This is a genomic window from Xanthobacter luteus (assembly GCF_040049235.1).
GTDB lineage: Bacteria > Pseudomonadota > Alphaproteobacteria > Rhizobiales > Xanthobacteraceae > Xanthobacter.
Window position 1 is genome coordinate 200,734 of record NZ_JBDZDO010000004.1, and the last position, 24,011, is coordinate 224,744.

Annotated in this window: 15 protein-coding genes; 11 read left to right on the plus strand and 4 right to left on the minus strand. The window is 70.9% G+C overall.

From position 1 onward, the window contains the following. The first annotated feature begins 430 nt into the window (after positions 1-430). Both ABLE88_RS14340 and hemN read left to right on the plus strand, forming a co-directional pair. Positions 431-4,012 (plus strand): bacteriophage N4 adsorption protein A, encoded by a 3,582-nt coding sequence (locus ABLE88_RS14340; protein WP_348832562.1) that lies wholly within the window; start codon positions 431-433, stop codon positions 4,010-4,012. A 104-nt stretch (positions 4,013-4,116) separates the two neighbouring features. Then, positions 4,117-5,493 carry an oxygen-independent coproporphyrinogen III oxidase gene (gene hemN / locus ABLE88_RS14345; protein ID WP_348832369.1) on the plus strand — a complete coding sequence of 459 codons (1,377 nt, stop codon included), beginning with the start codon at positions 4,117-4,119 and terminating at the stop codon, positions 5,491-5,493. Between the two features lie 88 nt (positions 5,494-5,581). Here hemN and ABLE88_RS14350 read toward each other — a convergent pair whose 3' ends face one another. Continuing rightward, positions 5,582-6,187 carry a helix-turn-helix domain-containing protein gene (locus ABLE88_RS14350; protein ID WP_348832370.1) on the minus strand — a complete coding sequence of 202 codons (606 nt, stop codon included), beginning with the start codon at positions 6,185-6,187 and terminating at the stop codon, positions 5,582-5,584. A gap of 269 nt (positions 6,188-6,456) precedes the next feature. Between ABLE88_RS14350 and ABLE88_RS14355 the strand changes: the two genes are divergently transcribed. From ABLE88_RS14355 to ABLE88_RS14375, 5 genes are all read left to right on the plus strand, one after another. Then, positions 6,457-7,944 carry a sensor histidine kinase gene (locus ABLE88_RS14355; protein ID WP_348832371.1) on the plus strand — a complete coding sequence of 496 codons (1,488 nt, stop codon included), beginning with the start codon at positions 6,457-6,459 and terminating at the stop codon, positions 7,942-7,944. Then, entirely contained in the window at positions 7,937-8,569 is a 633-nt protein-coding gene (gene fixJ, locus ABLE88_RS14360; protein WP_348832372.1) for a response regulator FixJ, read from the plus strand. The genes ABLE88_RS14355 and fixJ overlap by 8 nt, the downstream gene beginning before the upstream one ends. A 106-nt stretch (positions 8,570-8,675) precedes the next feature. Continuing rightward, positions 8,676-9,059, plus strand: a complete 384-nt coding sequence (locus tag ABLE88_RS14365) for a response regulator transcription factor (protein ID WP_348832373.1) — start codon at positions 8,676-8,678, stop codon at positions 9,057-9,059. Between the two features lie 259 nt (positions 9,060-9,318). Further along, on the plus strand, positions 9,319-11,985 hold the full coding sequence (locus ABLE88_RS14370; RefSeq protein ID WP_348832374.1) for a bifunctional acetate--CoA ligase family protein/GNAT family N-acetyltransferase: 2,667 nt from the start codon (positions 9,319-9,321) through the stop codon (positions 11,983-11,985). Positions 11,986-12,338: 353 nt separating this feature from the next. Beyond that, positions 12,339-13,670 (plus strand): putative bifunctional diguanylate cyclase/phosphodiesterase, encoded by a 1,332-nt coding sequence (locus tag ABLE88_RS14375; RefSeq protein ID WP_348832375.1) that lies wholly within the window; start codon positions 12,339-12,341, stop codon positions 13,668-13,670. A 31-nt stretch (positions 13,671-13,701) separates the two neighbouring features. Here the strand turns inward: ABLE88_RS14375 and lysA are convergent, their stop codons facing one another. The 3 genes from lysA to argH form a co-directional block, all read right to left on the minus strand. Then, positions 13,702-14,976, minus strand: coding sequence for a diaminopimelate decarboxylase (lysA, locus tag ABLE88_RS14380; RefSeq protein WP_348832376.1), 1,275 nt, complete (start codon positions 14,974-14,976; stop codon positions 13,702-13,704). A gap of 114 nt (positions 14,977-15,090) precedes the next feature. Next, the gene (gene lptM, locus ABLE88_RS14385) at positions 15,091-15,492 is read right to left on the minus strand and encodes an LPS translocon maturation chaperone LptM (RefSeq protein WP_348832377.1); all 402 of its coding nucleotides are present in this window, start codon (positions 15,490-15,492) and stop codon (positions 15,091-15,093) included. A 96-nt stretch (positions 15,493-15,588) separates the two neighbouring features. Further along, complete coding sequence (argH, locus tag ABLE88_RS14390) at positions 15,589-16,980, minus strand: argininosuccinate lyase (protein ID WP_348832378.1); 1,392 nt, start codon at positions 16,978-16,980, stop codon at positions 15,589-15,591. 14 nt (positions 16,981-16,994) lie between these two features. On the opposite strand from argH, the gene tlpA reads away from it, so the two are divergent. The 4 genes from tlpA to ABLE88_RS14410 all read left to right on the plus strand — a co-directional run bounded on the left by tlpA (position 16,995) and on the right by ABLE88_RS14410 (position 23,898). Further along, positions 16,995-17,789, plus strand: a complete 795-nt coding sequence (gene tlpA / locus ABLE88_RS14395) for a thiol:disulfide interchange protein TlpA (RefSeq protein ID WP_348832379.1) — start codon at positions 16,995-16,997, stop codon at positions 17,787-17,789. A gap of 310 nt (positions 17,790-18,099) precedes the next feature. Continuing rightward, positions 18,100-19,314 (plus strand): non-hydrolyzing UDP-N-acetylglucosamine 2-epimerase, encoded by a 1,215-nt coding sequence (gene wecB, locus ABLE88_RS14400; RefSeq protein ID WP_348832380.1) that lies wholly within the window; start codon positions 18,100-18,102, stop codon positions 19,312-19,314. 39 nt (positions 19,315-19,353) lie between these two features. Next, complete coding sequence (locus ABLE88_RS14405) at positions 19,354-21,699, plus strand: hypothetical protein (RefSeq protein WP_348832381.1); 2,346 nt, start codon at positions 19,354-19,356, stop codon at positions 21,697-21,699. Between the two features lie 81 nt (positions 21,700-21,780). Further along, a complete protein-coding gene (locus ABLE88_RS14410) occupies positions 21,781-23,898 on the plus strand; it encodes a glycosyl transferase family protein (RefSeq protein ID WP_348832382.1) in 2,118 nt (705 codons plus the stop codon). Positions 23,899-24,011 lie beyond the last annotated feature (113 nt).

Here is a 24,011-nt window from a genome sequence, read left to right on the forward strand (position 1 = left end):
GACGCCGGCGCCGCGCCCGAAAGTAAACAATTCATGAATACTTTGTGGCACGGCGGATACACCCGGAAGCGAACTGCCGCCTGAATTTGCGCGCGGTGCGGCCGGGACGGGCCCCCGGGGGCGGCGCGGGGCCGGCTTGTTCCCGGGCCCTCAGACAACGACTAATACATTGTCTATCAACGTGTTTTCTGCCTTCCACGCGGCCGCCTCGAAAGCCCGCGCCGATGCCGGCTGGCGCAGGGCTGGCGCGCCGAAATAGTAAACGATTGGTGAATACTGCGGTCCGCCAAGTTGTTCCGACGTTAAGGTTAACTGCTATTTAAGCATTTACGGCGACGTTGGCGCCATGACCACCGCGCTCGATATCCGACACGTGTCCTCCGCGCGTTCGCGGCAACGGAAGCTCCTGAGGCGGATCGCCTTGGGCCTGATGGTGGCCGCCTCGACCGGCGCGATGTCCCTCGCCTTCTCGGGCGGGGCGCCGGCGCAGCCGTCCGAGCCGCCGCGGCTCGCGGCGCCGCCGCGGCTGCTGTCGCAGACGGGCCCCACCTTGCCGCCCACGGCGCCGCCGCAGCCCGCCACGTCCGTGGCCCCGGGCGCCCCGCCGCAGCCCGGCGCGCCGCCGGCCGCGGCGCCGAACGGGCCGCCGCTGCTGCGCGCCGCACAGCCCGCGCCACCGCCCGTGGTGGAGCCGCCGGAGCTCACGGGCGAGGCATGGCGCATCGCCGACCAGGCCTACAAGGCCCATCGCGACAAGAATTACGCGCAGGCCTCCGCGCTCGCCCGCGAGGCGCTGAAGCTGCGCCCGGACGTGCCGCGGCTCTGGCTGCTGCTGATGGATTCGCTGGAGGCGCAGAACCGCATCGCCGAATCGGTGGCGGCGGCGTCCGAGGCGGTGGCCGCCGGCATCCAGGACCAGACGGTGATCGCGCGCTTGCGCGCCCAGAGCCGGATCCTCGCCCAGGGTCCCTCGCTGGCCGCCAACAAGGCGCTCGCGGACCGCAATCCCAAGGCCGCCATCGAGGCGGCGAGCCGCGCCATCGCCCTCGTGCCCGACGACCTCAGCTACCGCATGCTGCTGGTCTATTCGCTGATCGCGGACGGCCAGATCGAGGCGGCGGAGAAGGCGGCGAGCCAGGCCATCGAGGCCGATCCGCGCTCCTTCCTGCCCCGCACCCTGCGCGGCTACCTGCGCGAGCGCCTCGGGCGGATCGAGGAGGCCGAGCTGGACTTCGACGAGGCGCTCAAGGACGAGGTGCTCACCGGCGAGACCGACCGCGACGTGCGCATCGTCATGGCGGACGCCGCCATCGCCGCCGGCCACCCCGCCCGCGCGCTGAAGCTGCTGGAGAATCTCGACGCCAAGGAGCCGGGCGTCGCGGCGCGTCGCCAGGTGGCGAAGGCGCAGCAGGAAAAGCCGCAGATCGTGCCCGACAACGCCAACCAGCTGCTGCCGGTGCCCTACCAGAAGTGCCAGGATACGCCCTACGGCCCGGTCTGCAGCCTGGTGCCCGCCACCACCCCGCCCGGCGCCGGCGTCTCCGACACGCCCGGCTACATCGAGGCGCTGGAGGCGTTCAACGCTTATCGCGACGGCGACAACGCGCTCGCCGAGACGCGCATCCGCGAGGCGCTCCAGGCGAGCCCCGGCAACCTCGCCTGGAGGCGCCTGCTGATCGACACGCTCGACCGTGCCAACAAGCTGGAGGAGCTCGCCACCGCCATCCGCGAGGCCATGGCGCAGGGCGACACCGACCCCGCGCTCGTCGCCCGCAAGGCGGTGACCGACAAGCGCCTCGCCGAGCCCGACGCGGTGCAGGCGATCAAGGACGTGGCCGCCGGCAAGACCAAATCCGCCGTCGCCGCCGCCAAGCGGGCGGTGGACCGGGCGCCCGACGCCATCGTGTTCCGCATGGTGCAGCTGCAGGCGCTGCTCGCCGCCGACCAGACCGAGGAGGCGCTCGCCGCCGCCAACGCCGCGGTCCAGCTGGACGAGAATGACCCGCTGCCGCGCATGGTGCGCGGATACCTGCTCCAGAAGACCGGCAAGACGCTCCAGGCGCGCAAGGACTTCGACGCGGTGATCGGCTCGAACATTCTCACCGACCTCGAGAACGTCAATTATCGCCTGATCGCCGCCAATGCCGCCCTCGCCAACGGCCAGCCCGAGGAGGCGCTGAGCCTCATCGAGCCGATCGAGGACCCCAAGAACCGCGAGATCGACGAGATCCGCAAGGCCGCCTTGGCGATGCAGAAGAGCCCGACCGCCAAGCGGCCGGCCCTGCAGGCGCCGCAGGTGTTCTGCCAGCCCACCACCTACGGCGTCATCTGCTCGGTGTTCGCCAACCAGGGCGGCGGCGGGGGCGGCGGCGACGCGAGCGCCCCCGGCTACGCCGACGGCACCGAGGCCTATGCCGCCCTCGCCAAGCGCGACTATGCGCGCGCCGAGGCGGCGGCACGGCGCGCGGTGGCGGCAGCGCCGGAGAATACCGGCTACCGCCTGCTGCTGCTCCAGGTGCTCACCGCGCGCGGCAAGTATGCCGAGGCCGAGCAGATCGCCAACTACCTGCTGGCCCGCAACCCGCGCGACGCGACGCTGCTGGTCCAGCGCGGCGGCCTGCGGCTCGGCGCGAAGGACTATTCCGGCGCCATCCGCGACTTCCGCGCCGCCCTCGCCTCCGGCAACCTCGCGGTGTCGCAGTATCGCGGCGTGCGCCTGTCGCTCGCCGACGCCGCGCTCGCCGCCAAGCAGCCGGAGATCGCGCTCGCGGCGCTGAAGCCCATGGCCAACGAGCGCAGCTACGACGTGCAGGCGCGCCTCGGCTACGCCTATCTCGCCCTCGAGGACAAGGAGCGCGCGCTCGCGGCGTTCTCGGAGGCGGCGGTCTATGCCACCAACTCGCAGCAGCGGCGCACCATGCTCTCGGCGCGCATCGGCGTGCTGGTCCAGCTCGGCCGCAAGGACGAGGCGAGGCAGATCTTCCTCGAGGCCTACAATCGCGGCGAGCTGCGCGGCCTGAAGGCGGCCGACCTCGCGGCGCTCGCCGCCCAGGTGGGCGAGGACCAGATCGCCTACGAATATTTCTCCGAGGCCAACGCCAAGTGGCAGCTGCGCGGCACGACGCTGATCGACGCCGCCTACAATGCAAGGCGCACCTATCACAACGACGAGGCGATCGGCTATTTCAAGCGCGCCATCGACGAGCACCGTGAGGGCAAGCTGCCGCTCGATCCGCAATACCTGTTCGGCCTGCGCCGCGAGGTGGCGGAGCTGAGCCGGACCTGGGGCGCCTACCTGTCGGCGAGCTACGGCTCCTCGGCCGGCATCGCCCCCTCCAACCCGCTGGCGCCGACGCCGATCAGCGCCAACCGATCGGTCGGCATCGGCGGCGAGATCTACTGGCGCCCGCCGACCATCGGCTATCGCGACGGCGCGATCTTCGAATTGTTCGTGCGCGGCTACGGCACCGCCTATTCGGAGGGCGGCGGCGCCGGCTGGGACACGGTCCAGGGCAGCGTGGGCGCGCGCTGGAAGCCGATCAAGGACCAGAACCTGATCTTGGAGACCGCCTATCTGTTCCCGGTCGGCCAGGCCGCCCGCCAGGACTGGCTGCTGCGCGTCGCTTATTCCAAGGGCGAGGGCACCGACCTTCGGGTGGACGTGCCGCACTGGCGGACCTGGCAGATCTACGCCGACTACAACTACTTCGCCATGTCTGGCCAGACGGTCTCCAGCTTCGAGGCCCGGTACGGCGAATCGTTCCGGCTCGACGCCATCAGCAACCGGCTGGTGCTCTGGCCGTTCCTCGCCATCGGCGGCAGCTACGACAACACCGTGGACACCCCGTTCGCGCTCGGCGCCGGCCCCGGGGCGACGATGCGCTACTGGTTCCGCGAGGACGAGTACACGGCGCCCATGTCGTATCTCGACCTCACGCTCCAATACCGCTTCAAGCTCGCCGGCGACGACCGCGCCGAGGGCATCTTCGCCGGCGCCTTCCTGTCCTACTGACCCGGTTCGCCGGCCGGACGCCCTGGCGTTCCGGCCGGCCCTGCCGCAGAAAGGCCTTGCGCCACGTCAAGGCGGGCGCCCCGATCCGGCGCGATGCATCTTCCATGAGACCGGATCTGATCGCCCGCTATTCGCAGCCGGTGCCGCGCTACACCAGCTATCCGACGGCGCCCCACTTCACCGCCGACGTGGACGACGCGACCTATGGGCGCTGGCTCGCCGCGGCGCCCGAAGGGGCGGCGGTGTCGGCCTATGTCCACGTGCCGTTCTGCGCCGAGCTGTGCCTTTATTGCGGCTGCCACACCCAGGTGGCGCGTTCGCGCGTGCCGGTGGAGGCCTATGCCCGCCGCCTGGTGGAGGAGATCGGCCTCGTCGCGGCGCGGCTGCCGGGGCGGCGGCGCCTCACCCACCTGCATTTCGGCGGCGGCACCCCCACCATGCTGGAGGATGCGGACTTCGCCGCGGTGATGGGCGCGCTGCGGGATGCCTTCGAGGTCGCGCCCGACGCCGAGATCGCCATCGAGATCGACCCGCGGGTGATGGACACCGCCAAGGCGCGCGTGCTGGCGCGCGAGGGCTTCAACCGCGCCAGCCTCGGGGTGCAGGATTTCGAGCCGAAGGTGCAGGCGGCGATCGGCCGCGCGCAATCGTTCGCGACCACGCGGGCGGTAGCCAACGCCTTGCGGGCCGTGGGCATCAACGCCATCAATCTCGACCTCATGTACGGCCTGCCGCACCAGGACGTCGCCTCGCTGCGGCGCACGGTGGAGGCGGCGCTCACCCTCGCGCCGAGCCGCATCGCCGTGTTCGGCTACGCCCACGTGCCGTGGATGAAGAAGCACCAGGCGCTCATTCCCGAGGCCCATCTGCCCGGCCCGCAGGCGCGGCTCGACCAGGCGGAGGCGGTGGCGGCGCTGCTTGCCGACCACGGCTATGGGGCGGTCGGCCTCGACCATTTCGCCAAGCGCGAGGACGCCATGGCGGCGCGCGCCCAGGCCGGCACGCTGAAGCGCAACTTCCAGGGCTACACCACCGACGACGCGCCGCTGCTGCTCGGCTTCGGCACCTCGGCCATCGGCGCGCTGCCCGAAGGCTATGTCCAGAACATCGCCTCCACCCCGCTCTGGCACAAGGCGGTGGCGGAAGGCCGGCTGCCGGTGGCGCGCGGCATCGCCGTGAGCGCGGAAGACCGGCTGCGGCGCGACGTGATCGAGCGCCTCATGTGCGACCTCAAGGTGGATCTCGACGCCGCCTGCGACCGCCATGGCTTTCCCCGCGGCGCCTTCGCGGCCGAACTCGCCGGCATGGCGGACCTCGTCGCCGACGGGCTCGCCGTGGTCGAGGGGCCGGTGGTGCGGGTGCCGGACGCCGCGCGCGCCTTCACCCGCGTCGCCTGCGCCCGCTTCGATGCCCGCCTTCAGGCCCAGAAGGCGGCAGAGGCGGGGGCGGGCAAAAAAATGCGGCACGCGGCGGCCGTCTGAGGGCGGCCATCACGCGTGCCGAGGCGGGGAGGAACAATCGGCGGGTGCAGGAGATCCCGCCGCGTTCCGGGAGACCGCGACGAGAAAATCAGGAATTCAGCTGGCGCAGCGCGTAGCGGTCGCGCAGCACCACGCGGCGGGACGACGGCAATGCGATGGCGCCGCGCTCCTCCAAGTGTGTCAGAGTGCGCGAGACGGTCTCGATGGTGAGGCCGAGATAGTCGGCAATGTCCTGGCGCGACATGGGCAGCACCACCTCGTCGGCGGTCGCGCCGGAGCGGGCGGCGATGTCGATGAGGAAGGTGGCGACGCGCTCTTGGGCATTCTTGCGGCCGAGCACCAGCAGATGGTTCTGCGCCCGGTGCAGCTCCGCCACCGTCAGCGACCACAGAGCGTGGGCGAGCTCGGCATCGTCGGCGGCGCGCGCGAACAGGATCGAACGCTTGATGCGCACCACCTTGGTCTCGCACACCGATTCGGCCGAGAACCGGTGGCGGCCGGAGGCCTCCCAGCCGAACACGTCGCCCGGCAGGCAGAACGCCTCGATCTGGCGGCGGCCGTCGCCCATGAGCTTGCAGATGCGCACCGCGCCCGCCAGCACCACGAAGACGTGCTCCGCCGCGGCGTCCTCGCCGTAGATTTCCGCGTTGCGGCCAAAGCTTGCCACGACACCGAGCGCCGAGAGGATGCTCACGGGCCGATGCGTGTCTCCGTCATCCTTCCACTTTCCCGAAGAGGGGACCGGCGCATAAGCTCTCGGGGCGATCGCGGTGGCGGGGGTCGGCATCGATACCTCCTGCAATTCGCCTCGCTCGGGAGGCCCGTTCGCCTCGCTCAGGAGGCCTGTTTTGGATAGGCGCTTGCAGGAAAACGATAAATTCGGCTCTTACACTTAAGTCCGTCCCCTTAGGTAGAATTACGGAGGAGCCGACCGGCTCCCGAACCCCGAGCGAGGCGCAGCAGGTGAGCAAGACCAAGGCGCGTGAAAAGGCACGGGCGGCCGATGCGGTCCGGCAGATCGGCGTCGGCGTGGCGGTGGCCGCCGCGGCCCTGCTGGCGTGCCAGCTGTTCGCCATCCCGCCGCTCGGCGCGCACGGCCTGCTGGTCCTGCTCGGCGCCGTGGTGGCGGTGAGCGCGCGGGGCCTTGCGGCCGGCATCGCCGCGCTCCTCGCCGGCGTCGCCGGGGCGGCGATCGCGGCCGGGCTGACGCCGGAGCGCGCCGCCTTCGATCCCGTCGCGGCGGCCCTGTTCGCCGCCTGCGGGCTCGGCATCTGCGTCATGGGCGAGCGGCTGCGCCGCACCACCTCGGACGCGGTGGCGCGCAACCACGATCTGATGGCGCGCGAAGCGCACCTGTCCTCCATCCTCGACACCGTGCCGGACGCCATGGTGGTGATCGACGAGCAGGGCGTGATCCGCTCGTTCTCCACCGCCGCCGAGCGCCTGTTCGGCTATGCCGCCGCCGAGGCGGTGGGGCGCAACATCTCGGCCCTGATGCCGGAGCCGTACCGCACCGCCCACGACAGCTATATCCGGCGCTATCTCACGACCGGCGAGCGGCGCATCATCGGCATCGGCCGCGTGGTGGTGGGCGAGCGCAGGGACGGCACCACCTTCCCCATGGAGCTGGCGGTGGGCGAGATGAAGTCGGAGGCGGAGCGGTTCTTCACCGGCTTCATCCGCGACCTCACCGAGCGCCAGATGACCGAGGCCCGGCTCCAGGAGCTGCAGGCGGAGCTGGTCCACATCTCGCGGCTCACCGCCATGGGCGAGATGGCCTCCACCTTGGCCCACGAGCTGAACCAGCCGCTCTCGGCCATCGCCAACTACATCAAGGGATCGCGCCGGCTGCTGGAGGGCGATGCCCCGCGCCTGGAGTTGATGCGGGACGCGCTGGAAAAGGCCGGCGAGCAGGCGCTGCGCGCCGGGCAGATCATCCGCCGGCTGCGCGATTTTGTCTCCCGCGGGGAGAGCGAGCGCCGGCTCGAGAGCCTCTCGAAGCTGGTCGAGGAGGCGAGCGCGCTGGCCTTGGTGGGGGCCAAGGAGCACGGCATCCAGATCCGCTTCCATTTCGCCCCCAAATGCGACCTCGTGCTTGCGGACAAGGTCCAGGTGCAGCAGGTATTGCTGAACTTGATGCGCAACGCGGTGGAGGCGATGATGGAGACGCCGCGCCGCCAACTCACGGTCCGGACCGAACCGGCGGAGGACGACATGGTGCTCATCAGCGTGTCCGACACGGGCCACGGCATCAGCCCGGAGTTGAGCGCGCAGCTGTTCACGCCGTTCCTCACCACCAAGCGGCACGGAATGGGGGTCGGGCTGTCGATCTCGCGGACCATCATCGAGGCCCATGGCGGGCGCATCTGGGCGGACCCCAATCCGGACGGCGGGGCGGTGTTCCGCTTCACCTTGCGCGCTGTGGACGAGGAGGTGACGGTCGATGACTGAGACCGCGGTCATCCATGTGATCGACGACGACGATGCGGTGCGCCAGTCCCTCGCCTTCCTGCTCGGCACCGTCGGCTACCAGGTCAGGGAGCACCCCTCGGCCCGCTCGTTCGTGGACGCCGGCCTGCCGGCGACCGACCTCGCCGCGGGCTGCATCATCACCGACGTGCGGATGCCGGACATGACCGGCATCGACCTGCTCCAGCACCTCAAGGACAAGGGCTCCGCCATCCCGGTGGTGGTGATCACCGGCCACGGCGACGTGCCGCTGGCGGTGGCGGCCATGAAGCTCGGCGCCGCCGACTTCCTGGAGAAGCCGTTCGACGACGTGGCGATCATCGACGTGGTGAAGGCCGCCCTCGCCCGGCGCGAGAAGACCTACCAGCACGACGCTTTGCGCGAGGAGGTGGCGGAACGGGTCGCCGCGCTGTCCCAGCGCGAGCGCCAGGTGCTGGAGCTGCTGGTCGCCGGCCAGGCCAACAAGATGATCGCCTATGACCTCGGCATCAGCCCGCGCACGGTCGAGGTCTACCGCGCCAACGTCATGACCAAGATGAAGGCGCAGAGCCTGTCCGAGCTGGTGCGCATGGCGCTTCTCGCCGGTATTGTCCCGCGCGGCGCGTGAAACCCGTTGATCTGCCGCAAGGCGCAGCTCTCGGGCGGCCGCTAGCGTGCGCCCGAACCGGCCACGTGCGACCCCACGAGCAGGTCGCGGCGAGGGATGACAGGCGATGACCGGCGAGGCGAAAGGCTGGATTGTCCATGTGGTGGACGACGACTTGGCGGTGTGTAATTCCCTGAAGTTCGCCTTGGAGATCGAAGGTTTCTGCGTCCGCATCTACGGCAGCTCGCGCGAGCTGCTGGAGGCCGAGATCCCGTGCCGCGGCTGCATGATCGTCGACTACAACCTGCCGGGCCTGAACGGGCTCGATCTGATCAACGAACTCGGCCGGCGCGACGTGAGGCTGCCGAGCTTCCTCATCACCTCCAACCCGGCCGCCCACGTGCGGCGCCGCGCCGACGACCAGGGCGTGGCGATCATCGAGAAGCCTTTGCTCGGCAACCAGCTGAGCGAGGCGGTGCAGGACAGCTTCTCCCGCTCCCGCGCTTGCTAGAACCGGCCATCCCCTTCTCCCCGCCGCCCCGCGGTCCCGCCAAGAACACGCAAGCCAGAACACGCAAGCCCGAGGAAACGCTCCCCACGACCTGCGCGCCGCATGGCCGGACGCGGCACGCGCGCCGCGCCGCGGCCGCCGGCCCGGGCATTCCTTTGGGGAATGTTCTGTGCGCATATGTGGAACAGCCGTCGTACGGTTGGGGCATAGTCCGCACGCCAGAGCCGGCGGCCGCGCCGCCGCACCCACGAGGCGAGACATGACCACGCGAAATCTCGACGCCTTGTTCCACCCGGGCGCCATCGCTTTGGTGGGCGGCAGCAACCGGCCCGGCTCGATCGGCGCCGTGATTGCCCGGAACCTGTTCGAAGCCGGCTTCCAAGGGCCGATCCTCACGGTCAACCCGAAGGAGCGGGCGATCCGCTCCTCGCTCAACTACCCCTCCGTGGCGGACCTTCCCATCCCGGTGGATCTCGCCGTGGTGGCAACCCCGCCGGACGCCATACCGGGGGTGATCGCCAGCCTCGGCGAGAAGGGCTGCCGCGCCGCCGTGGTGATCACCGCCGGCTTCGGCGAGGGCGACCGCGCCGAAGGCCTGGAACTGCGCCAGAAGATGCTCGACGCCGCCAAACCGCATCTGCTGCGCATCGTCGGCCCCAACTGCCTCGGCTTCATCTCCACCGGGCCGCGCATCAATGCGAGCTTCGCCCATATCATGCCGGCCAAGGGCGACGTGGCGTTCGTCACCCAGTCGGGCGCCATGGCCACCGCCGTGCTCGACTGGGCGAGCGCGCGCGGCTTCGGCTTCTCCCACATCGTCTCGCTGGGCGACAAGGCGGACGTGGACTTCGGCGACCTGCTCGACTATCTCGCGCTCGACAATTCCACCCGCGCCATCCTGCTCTACGTCGAGAGCATCACCGACGCGCGCAAGTTCATGTCCGCCGGGCGCATCGCCGCGCGCGCCAAGCCGGTGATCGTCATCAAGGCCGGGCGCACGGCGGCGGGCGCCAAGGCGGCGCTGTCCCACACCGGCGCGCTCGCCGGCTCCGACACGGTCTACGACGCCGCCTTCCGCCGCGCCGGCATGCTGCGGGTGGGCGAGCTGCGCGAGCTGTTCGAGGCGGTGACCACGCTCTCCTCCGGCATCCGCCTCGCCGGCGACCGGCTCGCGGTGCTCACCAATGGCGGCGGCGCCGGGGTGCTGGCGGTGGACGCGCTGGAAGGCACGCCGGGCCGGCTCGGCATCCTCTCCCCGGCCACCATCGAGACGCTCGACAAGATCCTGCCGCCCACCTGGTCGCGCGGCAACCCGGTGGACATCATCGGCGACGCGCCGGGCGCGCGCTATCGCGACGCGCTGGCGGCGCTGCTCGCCGACAAGGGCTCGGACGCCATCCTGGTGCTCAACTGCCCCACCGCCGTGGCCGACAGCACCGAGGCCGCCGACGCGGTGATGGGCCTGCTCGAGACCCGGCCGCGCGCGCCGGTGCTCACCTGCTGGCTGGGCGAGCAGGCGGTCGCCGAGGCGCGGCGCAAGTTCGCCGCCCGCAAGATCCCCACCTACGAGACCCCGGACGAGGCGGTGCGCGCCTTCGCCCACCTCGTTTCCTACCAGCGCAACCAGACCCTGCTGATGGAGACCCCCCCGGCCCGCACCTTCGAGGAGCCGGACCGCGACAAGGCGCGCCAGATGGTGGACGCGGTGCTCGCCCAGGGCCGCAGCGTGCTCACCGAGTTCGAGGCCAAGGCGGTGCTCGCCGCCTACGACATCCCGGTGGTGGACACCCGCATCGCCGCCAGCCCGGAGGAGGCCGGCCGGCTCGCCGGCGAGATCGGCGGGCCGGTGGTGGTGAAGGTTTTGTCCCACGACATCACCCACAAATCGGACGTGGGCGGGGTGCGGCTCGATCTGCGCAGCCCGGCGGCGGTGGAGGAAGCGTGCCGCGCCATCCTCGCTTCGGTGGAGGAGAAGAAGCCGGGCGCCCGGGTCGAGGGCTTCACGGTGCAGCAGATGGTCCGCCGCCCCAACGCCCAGGAGCTGATCGCCGGCATCGCCAACGACGCCACCTTCGGGCCGGTGGTGCTGTTCGGCCAGGGCGGGACGGCGGTGGAGGTGATCGCCGACCGGGCGGTGGCGCTGCCGCCGCTCAACGGCGTGCTGGCGCGCGAGATGATCGACCGCACCCGGGTCGCCAAGCTGCTCGCCGGCTATCGCGACCACCCCGCCGCCGACATGGACGCGATCGCCAGCACGCTGATCAAGATCGGCGAGCTGCTCGCCGATCTGCCGCAGATCGCCGAGCTCGACATCAACCCGCTGCTGGCCGACGAGCACGGCGTGATCGCGCTCGACGCGCGCATCGTGGTGCACGAGGCGAAGGTGAACGGCACCCACCGCTTCGCCATCCGCCCCTATCCTTCGGGCCAGGAGAAGGAGATCGTGCTGACCGACGGGCAGGTGCTCACGCTGCGCCCGATCCGCCCGGAGGACGAGCCGGGCCTCGTCGACGTGGTGCGCCGCTCCGATCCCCAGGACGTGCGCATGCGCTTCCTCGGCTCGGTCAAGGACTTCCCGCATCTGATGGCGGCGCGCCTGTCGCAGATCGACTACGACCGGGAGATGGCCTACGTGGCCATCGAGGCCTCGGGCGAGACCTGCGGCGTGGTGCGCATCATCGCCGATCCGGACAACGAGGCGGCGGAATACGCCATCATGGTGCGCTCCGACATGAAGGGCAAAGGCCTCGGCTACCGCCTCATGACCGAGATTCTGGAGCATGCGCGCAAGCGCGGCCTGAAGCGGGTGTTCGGCGACGTGATGCGGGAGAACCAGCCGATGCTGCACATGGCCGAGGACCTCGGCTTCAAGATGCGGCCGGGCAGCGACGATCCCTCGATCATGCGCGTCGCCATCGACCTGTGAGGCGCGGGCGCGGCGGCCCGGAGTGCGCGAAATTCGGCCACACCCGAGCGCGGAGGCCGGCCGCAGCCGCGCCCCGCGCGCCAAAAGGCGCCTGGAAAGAGACCGTTAGGACGCGCGACCGATTCAGCTCCGGCCCGGCCGCGGGAGCCGGCGCGACATGGCGCTTGCCACATGGCCGGTCAAGCCTCAACATACGTTAATTATGCCGGTGCTGCGTTATGGATGTTCCATGGCGTCTGCCGGTGCGAAGGAAGGCGCCGACGGCGGACCGCGTGTCGGGGACGACCGGCGAGCGCAATGCTCGGGCGAGTGCATCGCGTGAGCGGATCGAACCAACGGATCGAACGGGCGGCATGGCGACCGAGGCCACAGAGCATCTGGGAGGACCGTGGCGGTCGGAATATCTGGCCCTGCACGACCCCCTGACCAATCTGCCGAACAGGCTCCTGATGATGGAGTTCCTGTCGGGCGCCCTCGGGTCGGCGCGCGACGGTGACCGCACGGTCGCGGTGCTGGCCATCGATCTCGACAATTTCCGCTCCATCAATGAGAGCTACGGCCTCAACGCCGGCGACGCCATCCTGTCGGAAACCGCGCGGCGGCTGCGCCGCTGCGTGCGCGACAACGACCTCGTGGCGCGCACCGGCCCGGACGAATTCGTGCTCATCGCCACCGGCGTCGCCGGGCTGAAGACCGTGGAAGGCCTATGCCGCCGGCTTCAGGATGCCATCACGGTGCCGGTCAGCCTGTCCGAGGGTACCTCCTACCCGCAGGTGGCGATCGGCATCTCGCTCGCCCCGCTCGACGGGCTCGACGCCGAGGAGCTGGTGCGCAGCGCCGAGCGGGCCCTGGAGCGCGCCAAGTTGGACGGGCCGGGCGTGTGGCGCTTCTTCTCCGCCGACATGAACGACGAAGCCGGCGGCATGCGCTCGCTGGAGGGCGACCTCCGGCGCGCCATCACCTCCGACCAGTTCGTGCTGCTGTTCCAGCCGCGCTGGAACACCAAGACGCTGGAGATCCTCGGCGTCGAGGCGCTGATCCGCTGGGACCATCCCCAGCTCGGCCGGCTCGCGCCGGACGAGTTCGTGCCGCTGGCGGAGAAGAGCGGGCTGGTGGTGCCGCTCGGCGAATGGGTGCTGCGCAAGGCGTGCGACACCATTTCCCGGCTGCCGCAGCTCAACGTCTCCGTGAACGTCTCGGTGGTGCAGTTCCGCGGCGGCGAGCTGGTGGGCACGGTGGAATCCGTGCTCAAGGCCAGCGACCTGCCCGCCCACCGCCTGGAGCTCGAAATCACCGAGAGCGTGCTGATCGAGAACACCGACAAGGCGCTCGACATCCTGATCCGCCTCAAGGGGCTCGGGGTGCGCCTGTCGATGGACGATTTCGGCACCGGCTATTCCTCGCTCGGCTACCTGCGCACATTCCCGTTCGACGCGCTGAAGATCGACCGCCGCTTCGTCGGCGACCTCGACGAGAGCCGCGGGGCGCTCGCCATCGTCCAGGCCATCGTCGGGCTCGGCCGCGCGCTCGGCATGCAGGTGGTGGCCGAAGGGGTCGAGACCCAGAGCCAGCTCGAATGCCTGCGCAAGGACGAGTGCGACGAGGTGCAGGGCTTCTTCCTCGGCCGCCCCATGACCGAAGAGGCGCTGCTCGACTTCATCGCCGTCCACGGCCTCGCCGGCTGATCCTTCTCCGACCCATTCGAGAATAGACGATCTACCGCTCGTCCAGCCAGGGCGCCATGCGGTCGAGGTCGATGAGGGCGCGCGCCTCGAGGCGCGGGCGCACCACGGCGGCGGCGCCGCCGCGCACCAGCACCTCCGGCACCAGGGGGCGGGTGTTGTAGAAGCCCGACTGCACCGCCCCATAGGCGCCGGCGGTCATCACCGCCAGCAGATCGCCGGCCTTCAGCTCCGGCAGCGGCCGGTCGAGGGCGAGGAAGTCGCCGGTCTCGCACACCGGACCCACCACGTCGGCCAGCATCAAAGGCGCGTCGGGCGCGGGCGCGGCGACCGGGATGATGTCGTGGTGCGCCTCGTAGAGGGTGGGGCGGATGAGATCGTTCATGGCCGCGTCGACGATGACGAAGGTCTTGCCCTCGCCCTGCTTCACCCGGATCACCCGGGTGACCAGGATGCCAGCATTGGCGACGATCATGCGCCCCATCTCGAACACCAGCGGCAGATCGAGCCCGCCGAGCGCGCGCTCCACCACCGCGGCATAGGCGTCGGGGGCGGGCGGGGCCGGATCGGACGCGGCATAGGGCACGCCGAGGCCGCCGCCGAGGTCGAGATGGCGCAAAGCGTGGCCCGCCGCCATCAGGTCGCGCGCCAGCTCGGCGAGCAGCGCCACCGCATTGTCGAACGGCGCCATGTCGGTGATCTGGCTGCCGATATGCATGTCCACGCCGGCGATGGAAAGGCCCGGCAGCCGCGCCGCCGCGTCATAGACCTCGCGGGCGCGGGAGATGGGAATGCCGAACTTGGTGGCGGACTTGCCGGTGGAGATCTTCTTGTGGGTCCTGGCATCGACGTCCGGATTGACGCGCACCGACACCGGCGCCGTGCGGCCGAGGCCCGCGGCGACCTCGGAGAGCAGGGCGAGCTCCGGCTCGCTCTCCACATTGAAGCACAGGATGCCGGCGGCGAGCGCCTGCGCCATCTCCTCGCCCGTCTTGCCGACGCCGGAGAAGACGATGCGGTCGGCGGGCACGCCGGCCTCGCGCGCGCGCATGAGCTCGCCCGAGGAGACGATGTCGGCGCCGGCGCCGAGGCGGGCGAGGGTGGCGATCACCGACTGGTTGGAATTGGCCTTCAGCGCGTAGCACAGCGTCACGTCGCGGTGCGCGAACGCCGCCATGAACACGCGGTAGTGCCGCTCCAGCGTGGCCGTGGAATAGCAGTAGAAGGGCGTGCCCACCTCGGCGGCGAGCCGGGGGAGGTGGACGTCCTCGGCATGGAGGCTGCCGTTACGGTAGGAGAAATGGTGCATCGGCTGCGGCTGGGGTGAACGGGGTGGGGGGCCGCGCCGACGCCGCGCGCGGCGCGGGGTGCCCCGGCGGTCGCCGCGCGTTCGCAGCCGCGCGTTGGCAGCCGCGCGCGCGGCTCAGAGCAGCCCGTCGAGGATGAAGGGCTGTTCGGGCCGGCGCGCGCCCTTGAGCTGCTCGGGCGGGGCGGAGGTGTTCTTCGTGCTGCCCGACTGCCAGCCGGTGCTGCCGCCGACGGCGCCGATGAGGGACGGGTTCGTCGCAGCGCCGGCGGCGGCGCCGGGCCGGCTGGTGTCGGCGGACGCCGGGGCGCCCGTGCCGGACGCCGGGGGCGCCGGGGCCGCCTGGGCGCCCGGCGGCAATTCGAGCGGGCCCTTGACGCCGCACCCGGCGAGCACGAGCACCGCGGCAAGCGCCAGCCCCGCGCGGGCGAGCCGCGCGCGGGTCGGCCAGGCGCACGCCGCGCCCGAGGGCGCGCGCGGCGCCGCGGCGGCAGGGTCAAACGATCTGAGGCGGGCCATCACGATCCGAGCCATCCGAAAAAATCGCCGCCACTATAGCCTCTGGCGCGCCAAAGGCGAGGGGGGAAGCGCAGCGGGCGCAGCTCCGGCGTCGCTTCACGCCGGCGTGTCACCCAGACGCTTCAGCCAGCGCTTGGCCTGGGCGCGCACCCGCGCGGGCGCGGTGCCGCCATAGCTCACCCGGCTGCGCACCGAGCGCGCCACGGACAGCACCGAGAACACGTCCTCGCCGATCCGCGGCTCCACCTGCCGCAGGTCGGCGAGCGGCACCTTGTGCAGCGGGATGCCGCGCTCGGCGGCGAGCGCGACGATCCGCCCCGTCACGTGGTGCGCCTCGCGGAACGGCATGTCGAGGGCGCGCACCAGCCAGTCGGCGAGGTCCGTGGCGGTGGAATAGCCCTGGCCGGCGGCCTTCTCCATGCGCTTTGCGTCGGGCTCGAGGTCGCGCACCATGCCGGCGGTGGCGGCGATCACCAGCGAGAGCGCGGAAAAGGCGTCGAACGTGCCCTCCTTGTCCTCCTGCATGTCCTTGGCATAAGCGAGCGGCAGGCCCTTCATCACCACCAGGATGGCGGTGAGCGCGCCGACGATGCGCCCGGCCTTGGCGCGCACCAGCTCGGCGGCGTCGGGATTGCGCTTCTGCGGCATGATGGACGAGCCGGTGGTGAAGGCGTCGGAGAGCTTCACCAGAGCGAAGGACGGCGAGGTCCAGATCACCACCTCCTCGGCGAAGCGCGACAGGTGGATGGCGCAGATCGAGGCGGCGGCCAGCGTCTCCATCACGAAGTCGCGGTCGGAGACGGCGTCGAGCGAGTTGGCGGTCGGCCGGTCGAAGCCGAGCGCGGTCGCGGTGGCGTCCCGGTCGATGGGAAAGGAGGTACCGGCGAGCGCCGCCGCGCCGAGCGGGCACTCGTTGAGGCGCTTGCGGGCGTCCGCAAAGCGGCCCCGGTCACGGCCCACCATCTCCACATAGGCCATCAGATGGTGGCCGAAGGTCACCGGCTGGGCGGTCTGCAGGTGCGTGAAGCCGGGCATCACCGTGGCCGCATGGGCGAGCGCCTTCTGCGCCAGGGCCCGCTGCAGGTCGGCGAGCTGGGCGTCGAGCGCATCGACGGTGTCGCGCACATAGAGGCGGAAGTCGGTCGCCACCTGGTCGTTGCGGGAGCGGGCGGTATGCAGGCGCCCGGCGGGGGCGCCGACGAGCTCGGCGAGCCGGCTCTCCACGTTCATGTGGATGTCCTCGAGCTCGCGCCGGAACGCGAACGTGCCGGCCTCGATCTCTGACAGGATCGTGTCTAGACCCCGGGCGATGGCCTCGGCATCTTGCGCCGCCACGATGCCCTGCGCGCCCAGCATGGCGGCATGGGCCTTGGAACCGGCGATGTCCTGCGCGTAAAGACGCTGGTCGAAGCCGATGGAGGCGTTGATCTCCTCCATGATGGCGTCGGGGGCGGAAGAAAAACGGCCGCCCCACATCTTGTTGCTCATTTTGGACCTCCGGTATGGTGACGCCCGACCCCTCGAAACCGCAGATGGAAGACCCCGGCCGGACGGCGGGAGAGCCGGCGTCCGGCGCGGCTTCCGGGTCCGGGGGCCGCGCGCCGTCCTTTCGCGCCATCGGCGTCGTGGCGCTGGCCACCGTGGCGGGCGCCGCGGTCGGCGCGCTCGCCCTATACGGGATGAACCGCCTTCCCGGCAATGCGTCAGCCCCCGCCGCCCCGGCGCCGGCCGCCCAGGTCGCAAGCGTGGACGACCCCGCCTGCGCGCCCGCGGTGGCCCGCGCCAAGGCGCTGGAGCCGCTGGTGAAGGGCGAGATCGCCGCGCTCACGCTCGCCACCGCGCCGCGGCGCCTGCCCGCGCTCAGCTTCGCCGATGCCTCGGGCCGCGCCATGAGCCTCGAGGACTTCCGGGGGCGCACCGTGCTCGTGAACCTGTGGGCCACCTGGTGCGTGCCGTGCCGCAAGGAGATGCCCGCCCTCGACGCGCTGCAGGGCGCGCTCGGCGGACCGCCGTTCGAGGTGGTGGCGATCAATCTCGACACCCGCGATCCGGAAAAGCCCAAGTCCTTCCTCAACGAGATCGGCGTGAAGAACTTGCGCTACTTTGCCGATCCGGCGACGAAATCCTTCCAGGCGCTGCGCGGCGCCGGCCGCGGCTTCGGCCTGCCCACCACGCTCCTGGTCGACGGCAAGGGCTGCGAGATCGCCTATCTGGCCGGCCCGGCCGAGTGGGGCGGGCCCGAGGCCGCCGCGCTGCTGCGCGCGGCCATCGCCGACCCGCAGGCGCAGGCGCGCTGACGGCGGGCGTTAACCATGTTCGTTAACCACGTCTGTTAGCCAAATCTTAATTTGGGCGGCGCGCGGCACGGCCGTTCCGCGCCGCGCCGGCGGCAATCCATCTTTAGGTAAGCGTGGCTTAAGCTTCCAGCAACCTTCGGCCTCCACACTGCTGACCGCGACATCGTATCGGTATCCTGGTATCTTCTCCTCGCGGCGGCTCAGGCTCCCGCGCGCAGCGGCGAGTCAATCTCGGCGCGGCGTGCGCCGGATTCTTTGTCTTGACAATCATTTCTCGTGCCTTCATCGAACTTTGCTGAGATGCTGAGTGGTGGGAACATTGAAACTTCTCTCGATCTTCGGCACGCGACCCGAGGCCATCAAGATGGCCCCGCTGGTTCAGGCGCTCGCGCGTGAACCAGGGATCGTCTCGCTCGTCTGCGTGACTGGACAGCATCGGGAGATGCTCGACCAGGTGCTCGGCTTTTTCGGCATCGAGCCGGACTTCGACCTCAAACTGATGGTGCGCAACCAGAGCCTCAACGCGCTGACCGGCGCGATCTTCACCGCCCTCGACCCGATCCTCGAGGCCGAGCGTCCGGATCTCGTCCTGGTGCACGGCGATACCACCACCGCCATGGCGGCGGGCCTTGCCGCCTTCCACCGGCGCATCCGGGTGGGCCATGTGGAGGCGGGGCTGCGCACCTATCACATGGACCGCCCCTTCCCCGAGGAATTGAACCGCCGCGTGATCGACGTCGCCGGCGCGCTGTTGTTCGCGCCGACCGCGCGCTCCAAGGACAACCTGCTGTCCGAGCACGTGGAAGGCGAGATCGTGGTCACCGGCAACACGGTGATCGATGCGCTGCAGGTCACCCAGACCCGGATCGCCGCCGACGCGGCGCTACGCGCCCGCCTCGACGCTCCGTTCGCCGCGCTCGACCCGGACAAGCGCCTGATCCTTGTCACCGGCCACCGCCGGGAGAGCTTCGGCGAGGGCTTCCGCAACATCTGCACGGCGCTGCGCATCCTGTCCGAGCGCAAGGACGTGGAGATCGTCTATCCCGTTCACCTCAACCCCAACGTCCAGGGGCCGGTGCGCGAGGCGCTCGGCGGGCGGGCGAACGTCCACCTGCCCGGCCCGCTCGATTACCTCTCATTCCAGCGCCTGCTGGGCCGCGCCCACATCGTGCTCACCGATTCCGGCGGCGTGCAGGAGGAGGCGCCGACGCTCGGCAAGCCCGTGCTCGTCATGCGCGAGGTCACCGAGCGCCCGGAGGCGCTCGATGCCGGTGCGGTGATCCTGGTGGGCACGGAGGTGGAGAAGATCCTCGCCGCCGCGCGCCTCCTGCTGGACGACGACGCCGCCTATGCGCGCTTCGCCGAATGCATCAACCCCTATGGCGACGGCGACGCGAGCCGGCGCATCGTCGACCGCATCTGCGGCCGGCCCGTGGACGAGTTTTCCGCCAACGCCACCAAGTCCAAGGCGGCGCCCACCCTTCGGCCGGCCGACGGCTCCCCCATAATGGTCGCGAGAGACTAAGAGATGGCTTGTCATCACATCCGGCGCGCAGCGCGCATCATGCCCCTCGCCTTCGCGGCCGCCCTCGGGCTCGCCGGCACGGCGTCGGCCCAGTATCAGCTCCAGGCCCAGTATCCGGGACAGGCGCAATATCCGCCGCAGGCCCAGACGGCGCCGCTGCAGGCCCAGTATCCCGGCCAGGCGCAGCCGGGCCAGCTCCCGGCGCCCGGCCAGCTGCCCACCCCCGGGGCCTATCCCGGCCCCTACGGCGCGCAGGTCCCGCCGCCCCCCAACGACGCCATCTCGGCCGCGCTCACCGAGCGGGCCCGCGACACCAGGGTGACGCGCCGCATCACCTTGTCCGATCTCGGCATCGAGGGCCCGATCGTGCTCCAGGGCCTCGACGCCCGGCGCGACATCTATTTGCCGGTGCCCGCCCGCGTGCCGCTCTACGACGCGCGCGTGGTGGTGGACGCGGACTATATCCGCGGCGACGGCGGCCGCACCACTTTGGTGCTGGCGGTGGACGGCAACCCGATCTTCTCGCGCCGCCTCGAAGGCGACAACGGCTCCACCACCGCCAACATGGCGGTGGACGGCGCTCCGCGCGACAACGGCTTCGTCAGGCTCGGCCTCGCCTGGTCGTCGGTGATCGGCGAGGACCTGTGCGCCGACGAGCGCGCCATCGGCAACGCCGCGAAGATCCGGCCCGGCAGTGCCTTCACCTATTCCTACGACGCGAGCGCGGTGCGCGACCTGTCCACCGCCTGGAGCGCCCTGCCGGGCGTCGGCATCATGCTGGTGGCCGGCGGCACGCTCGCCAAGGAGAGCTACGACACCGCCTGGCGCCTCGGTCTCGCGCTCGAGGGCTCCGGCAAGCGCCTGAAGGTGAAGACCCTGCCGGTGGTGGGGGACGAGGTGGACCTCAACGGCCTCGAGGTTCCCGCGACCTTGCGCGCCATCGCCCCCTTCTCGTCCTTCGTGGGCGGCGGCCTCTACAAGATCAAGGACCTGTCCGAGGTCGGCGCGCTGCTGCTGCTCGGCAACTCGCCGCTGTCCGCCGACGTGGCGGTGGCGGACAGCGCTTTGCTCACCGGCATGCGGACCGCGCTCGACGCGGTCGCCGCGCGCCTCGGCGGCGGCGGCCCGGCGCTGGCGGAATGGCGCCAGCGCGCCGCCAGCCTCACCGCAGCCGTGGTCTCCCCGGACGAGGTGAGCCTGCAGTCGCTGGCCGGCCGGCCGATCATCGCCGTCGGCATCAATGCCGGCGCCAAGGCGGCGGACCTGTTCGACGGCTTCTGGCGCAACGCTTTGTCCGGCGGCACCGTGAGCGTGCGCACCGCCGCCTCCCCGCCCTTGAGCAGCGACCGGCTGCCGCTGTCGAGCCTCGGCGCGGCGTCCGGCAACATCGACGTGCTCTCGCGCGGCGACTGGGTGGTGAACTTCGACCTCGCCGCGGCCACCGGCGGCACCAGCCTGCCGAGCCGGATCAACCTCGAGGTGGCCGCCGCCCCCGGCGCCTCGACCTCGGACCCGATCGCCGCGGTGTTCCTCAACGACGTGCTGCTCGCCGCCAAGCGCCTGAAGGCGACCGGCGAGCCGGAGCAGATCAGCGCCGCCATCCCGACCTACGCGCTGGCCGCCCGCAACGTGCTGCGCGTCTCGTTCCAGCGCCAGCCGGTGAGCGACCGCTGCCGCGAGACGCCGCAGGCGTTCCCGGTGTCGGTGCTGCCGTCGAGCAATTTCGAGCTCGGCGGCACCTCGCCGGGCGCGGACTTCCTCGGCGTGATCTCCGCCATGGCCGGCGGCGGCAAGCTGGTGGTGCCCGACACCTATCTGTCGACCCAGCGCCAGAGCCTGCCGCGCGTGGTGCGCGCCGCCGCCGCCGCGGGCCTGCCCGCCGGCACCAGCAGCCTCGACGTCGCCCCGGTGGGCGCGCCGTTCCGCGTCGCCGGCACCTTCCTCGCCATGGACGTGCCCACCCAGGGCGCCAATCCGAAGGCGCGGGTCGAGGGCGACCGCCTGGTGGTCGGCACCGACGAGCAGTCCCGCCTGCTCGACATCTCCGGCCTCAAGAACGTGGCCCTGGTGCAGGCGCTGCGCGCCGACGCCTATCGTGGTATCCTCTGGCAGAGCGTCGGCGCGGTGGCGGTGACCCCGCAGAAGCCGGTGCGCCTGTCGCGCGGCGACGTGGCCCTGGTGGGCATCGACGGCACGCTGATGGAGATGTCCGCCAGCGGCGCCGCGCCCGGCACCGTCCGCCTGCCCGACACCGAGGGCGCCGCCGCCACGCTCCAGCGGCTGTGGCAGAGCTCCGCCGACTGGGGCCTGCCGCTGGGCATCGGCGCAGCGGCGCTGTTCTTCCTGCTGCTGGTGCGCGCCACCCAGGTGCGCCGCAGAGGCTGACGAGACCGGACGCCGGCCCCCGGGCCGGCGTCCCCCCGTTCTCCGTCCGAGCCGCCGCGGCGGCTCCCGAGGATCCCAGCGATGGAGCTGTACTGGCCCTACCTTCTGGCGGAATACATCCGCGTCGTCGAATACGTGGCGGCGGTGGTGGCCGTTCTGATCCTGATCTCCTCGCTCGACGACCTGTTCGTCGACTTCTGGTACTGGACCCGGCGCATCTGGCGGCGCGTCACGGTCGAGCCCTATATCCGCCCGCTCACCGCCAACGCGCTCTACCAGAAGGATGAGCAGCCGATCGCTATCATCATTCCCGCCTGGCACGAGGCGGACGTGATCGCGGCCATGATCGAGAATGCGGTGAGCGTGCTCGACTACCGCCGCTACATGATCTTCGTCGGCACCTACCCCAACGATCCGGAGACCATCGCCGAGGTCGAGCGCATGCGCCGGCGCTACAAGCAGCTGGTGCGCGTGGAGACGCGCCACCCCGGCCCCACCAACAAGGCGGACTGCCTGAACGCGGTCATCCAGTCGGTGTTCCAGCACGAGATGATGACCGGCACCCAATTCGCCGGCGTGGTGCAGCACGACTGCGAGGACGTGCTGCATCCGCTCGAGCTGCGCTTCTTCAACTATCTGCTGCCGCGCAAGGACCTGATCCAGATCCCGGTGGTGTCGCTCGAGCGCCACTGGTCGGAGGTGGTCGCCGGCATCTATATGGACGAGTTCGCCGAGTGGCACGCCAAGGACCTGATCGTGCGCGAGAGCGTCGCCGGCTCGGTGCCCTCCGCCGGCGTGGGCACCTGCTTCTCGAGGCGCGCGCTGATGGCGCTGCGCGGCGACGGCACCGGCGAGGTGTTCAACACCGAGAGCCTGACCGAGGACTACGACGTCTCCAACCGCCTCGCGCGCGAGCACATGCACTGCATCATCGCCCGCTTCCCGGTGGAATTCCGCGTGCGCCGCCGCACCCTGTTCGGCTACGGACCGGAGAAGGAGATGCAGCTCGTCATGCCGCTGTGCGTGCGCGAGTTCTTCCCGGACACGTTCCGCACCTCCTACCGCCAGAAGGCGCGCTGGGTGCTGGGGATCGCGCTCCAGGGCTGGCGCCAGATCGGCTGGAAGGGCTCGCTGCAGTCCAAATACTTCCTGTTCCGCGACCGCAAGGGCATCGTCACCTCCATCGTCGCGGTGATGGCCTACGTGCTGGCCGCCCACTTCCTGCTCATCTATTTCGCCGAGCAGTTCAACATCCTGCCGGCCCGCTTCCCCTCGATCTTCGCCACCGAGGGCTGGCTGCTGGCGGTGCTGGCGGCGAACGCGCTGTGCTTCGCGCTGCGCATGGCCCAGCGTTTCTACTTCGTGGCCGCAGTGTATGGCTGGGAGCAGGGGCTGATGTCCATCCCGCGTCTGGTGATGGGCAACTTCGTGAACTTCGCCGCCACCATCCGCGCCTGGCGCATCTTCCTGTCGCACCTGATCTTCGGCACCCGCATCGTCTGGGACAAGACGATGCACGACTTCCCCGAGGCCTCCGCCTTCGACCAGCGCCACCAGCGCCTCGGCGAGCTGCTGCTCACCTGGCAGGCGGTGACGCCGGAGCATCTGGAGAGCGCGCTCGAGGTGCAGGGCAAGCGCCAGCAGCCGCTGGGCCGCATCCTGGTGTCCCAGGGCTGGCTCGACGAGGAGACCCTGGCCGAGGCCATCGCCTTCCAGTCCAACCTGCCCCGCACCCACGTCACCGAGCAGATGGTGCGCACGTTCCAGGATCTGCTGCCGGTCGACGTGATGGTGCGCTGGCGCATCCTGCCCATCGGCCGCGACGAGACCGGCCGCCTGGTGGTGGCCACCACCTCGCCGCTCGGCACCCGCGCCAAGGACGAGCTGCGCGCCGCCGCCGGCGACGTGCCGGAGCAGCGCATCGCCCGCGAGAGCGAGATCAATGACGGCCTGCGCCTGCTGCGCGGCGTGGGCGAGACCATCGAGGGCCAGCAGTCGGCGCCGCTGCTCGGCGACATCCTGCTGGAGCGCGGCCTGATGCGCCGCGAGGCCTTCGAGGCCGCCATGGACCAGTACCGCCCCGAGGAGGACGGCCGAATCGGCGAGTACCTGGTGCGCTGCGGCGTGGTGAAGCCGGAGGCGCTCGAAGCCACCCTCCAGGAGCAGGAACAGCGCGTCACGCCGCTGGTGCCGGCATAAATTTATCGCCGCAGCGGCGCCGCGGCCGGACCGGCTTCGCCGCCACAACCCCTTGAGCTGCCGCGCGCTTCGCGGCGCCGGCCGGGGGCGGCGGCGGCGGTGCGCCGCGCGCG

What these genes read in the sequence shown, in the direction of transcription:
- ABLE88_RS14340 (WP_348832562.1), top strand. Translation starts at nt 431, where the DNA reads ATGGTGGCCGCCTCGACCGGCGCGATGTCCCTCGCCTTCTCGGGCGGG.
- hemN (WP_348832369.1), top strand. Translation starts at nt 4,117, where the DNA reads ATGAGACCGGATCTGATCGCCCGCTATTCGCAGCCGGTGCCGCGCTAC.
- fixJ (WP_348832372.1), top strand. Translation starts at nt 7,937, where the DNA reads ATGACTGAGACCGCGGTCATCCATGTGATCGACGACGACGATGCGGTG.
- ABLE88_RS14365 (WP_348832373.1), top strand. Translation starts at nt 8,676, where the DNA reads ATGACCGGCGAGGCGAAAGGCTGGATTGTCCATGTGGTGGACGACGAC.
- ABLE88_RS14370 (WP_348832374.1), top strand. Translation starts at nt 9,319, where the DNA reads ATGACCACGCGAAATCTCGACGCCTTGTTCCACCCGGGCGCCATCGCT.
- ABLE88_RS14375 (WP_348832375.1), top strand. Translation starts at nt 12,339, where the DNA reads ATGGCGACCGAGGCCACAGAGCATCTGGGAGGACCGTGGCGGTCGGAA.
- lysA (WP_348832376.1), bottom strand. Translation starts at nt 14,976, where the DNA reads ATGCACCATTTCTCCTACCGTAACGGCAGCCTCCATGCCGAGGACGTC.
- lptM (WP_348832377.1), bottom strand. Translation starts at nt 15,492, where the DNA reads ATGGCCCGCCTCAGATCGTTTGACCCTGCCGCCGCGGCGCCGCGCGCG.
- argH (WP_348832378.1), bottom strand. Translation starts at nt 16,980, where the DNA reads ATGAGCAACAAGATGTGGGGCGGCCGTTTTTCTTCCGCCCCCGACGCC.
- tlpA (WP_348832379.1), top strand. Translation starts at nt 16,995, where the DNA reads ATGGTGACGCCCGACCCCTCGAAACCGCAGATGGAAGACCCCGGCCGG.
- ABLE88_RS14405 (WP_348832381.1), top strand. Translation starts at nt 19,354, where the DNA reads ATGCCCCTCGCCTTCGCGGCCGCCCTCGGGCTCGCCGGCACGGCGTCG.
- ABLE88_RS14410 (WP_348832382.1), top strand. Translation starts at nt 21,781, where the DNA reads ATGGAGCTGTACTGGCCCTACCTTCTGGCGGAATACATCCGCGTCGTC.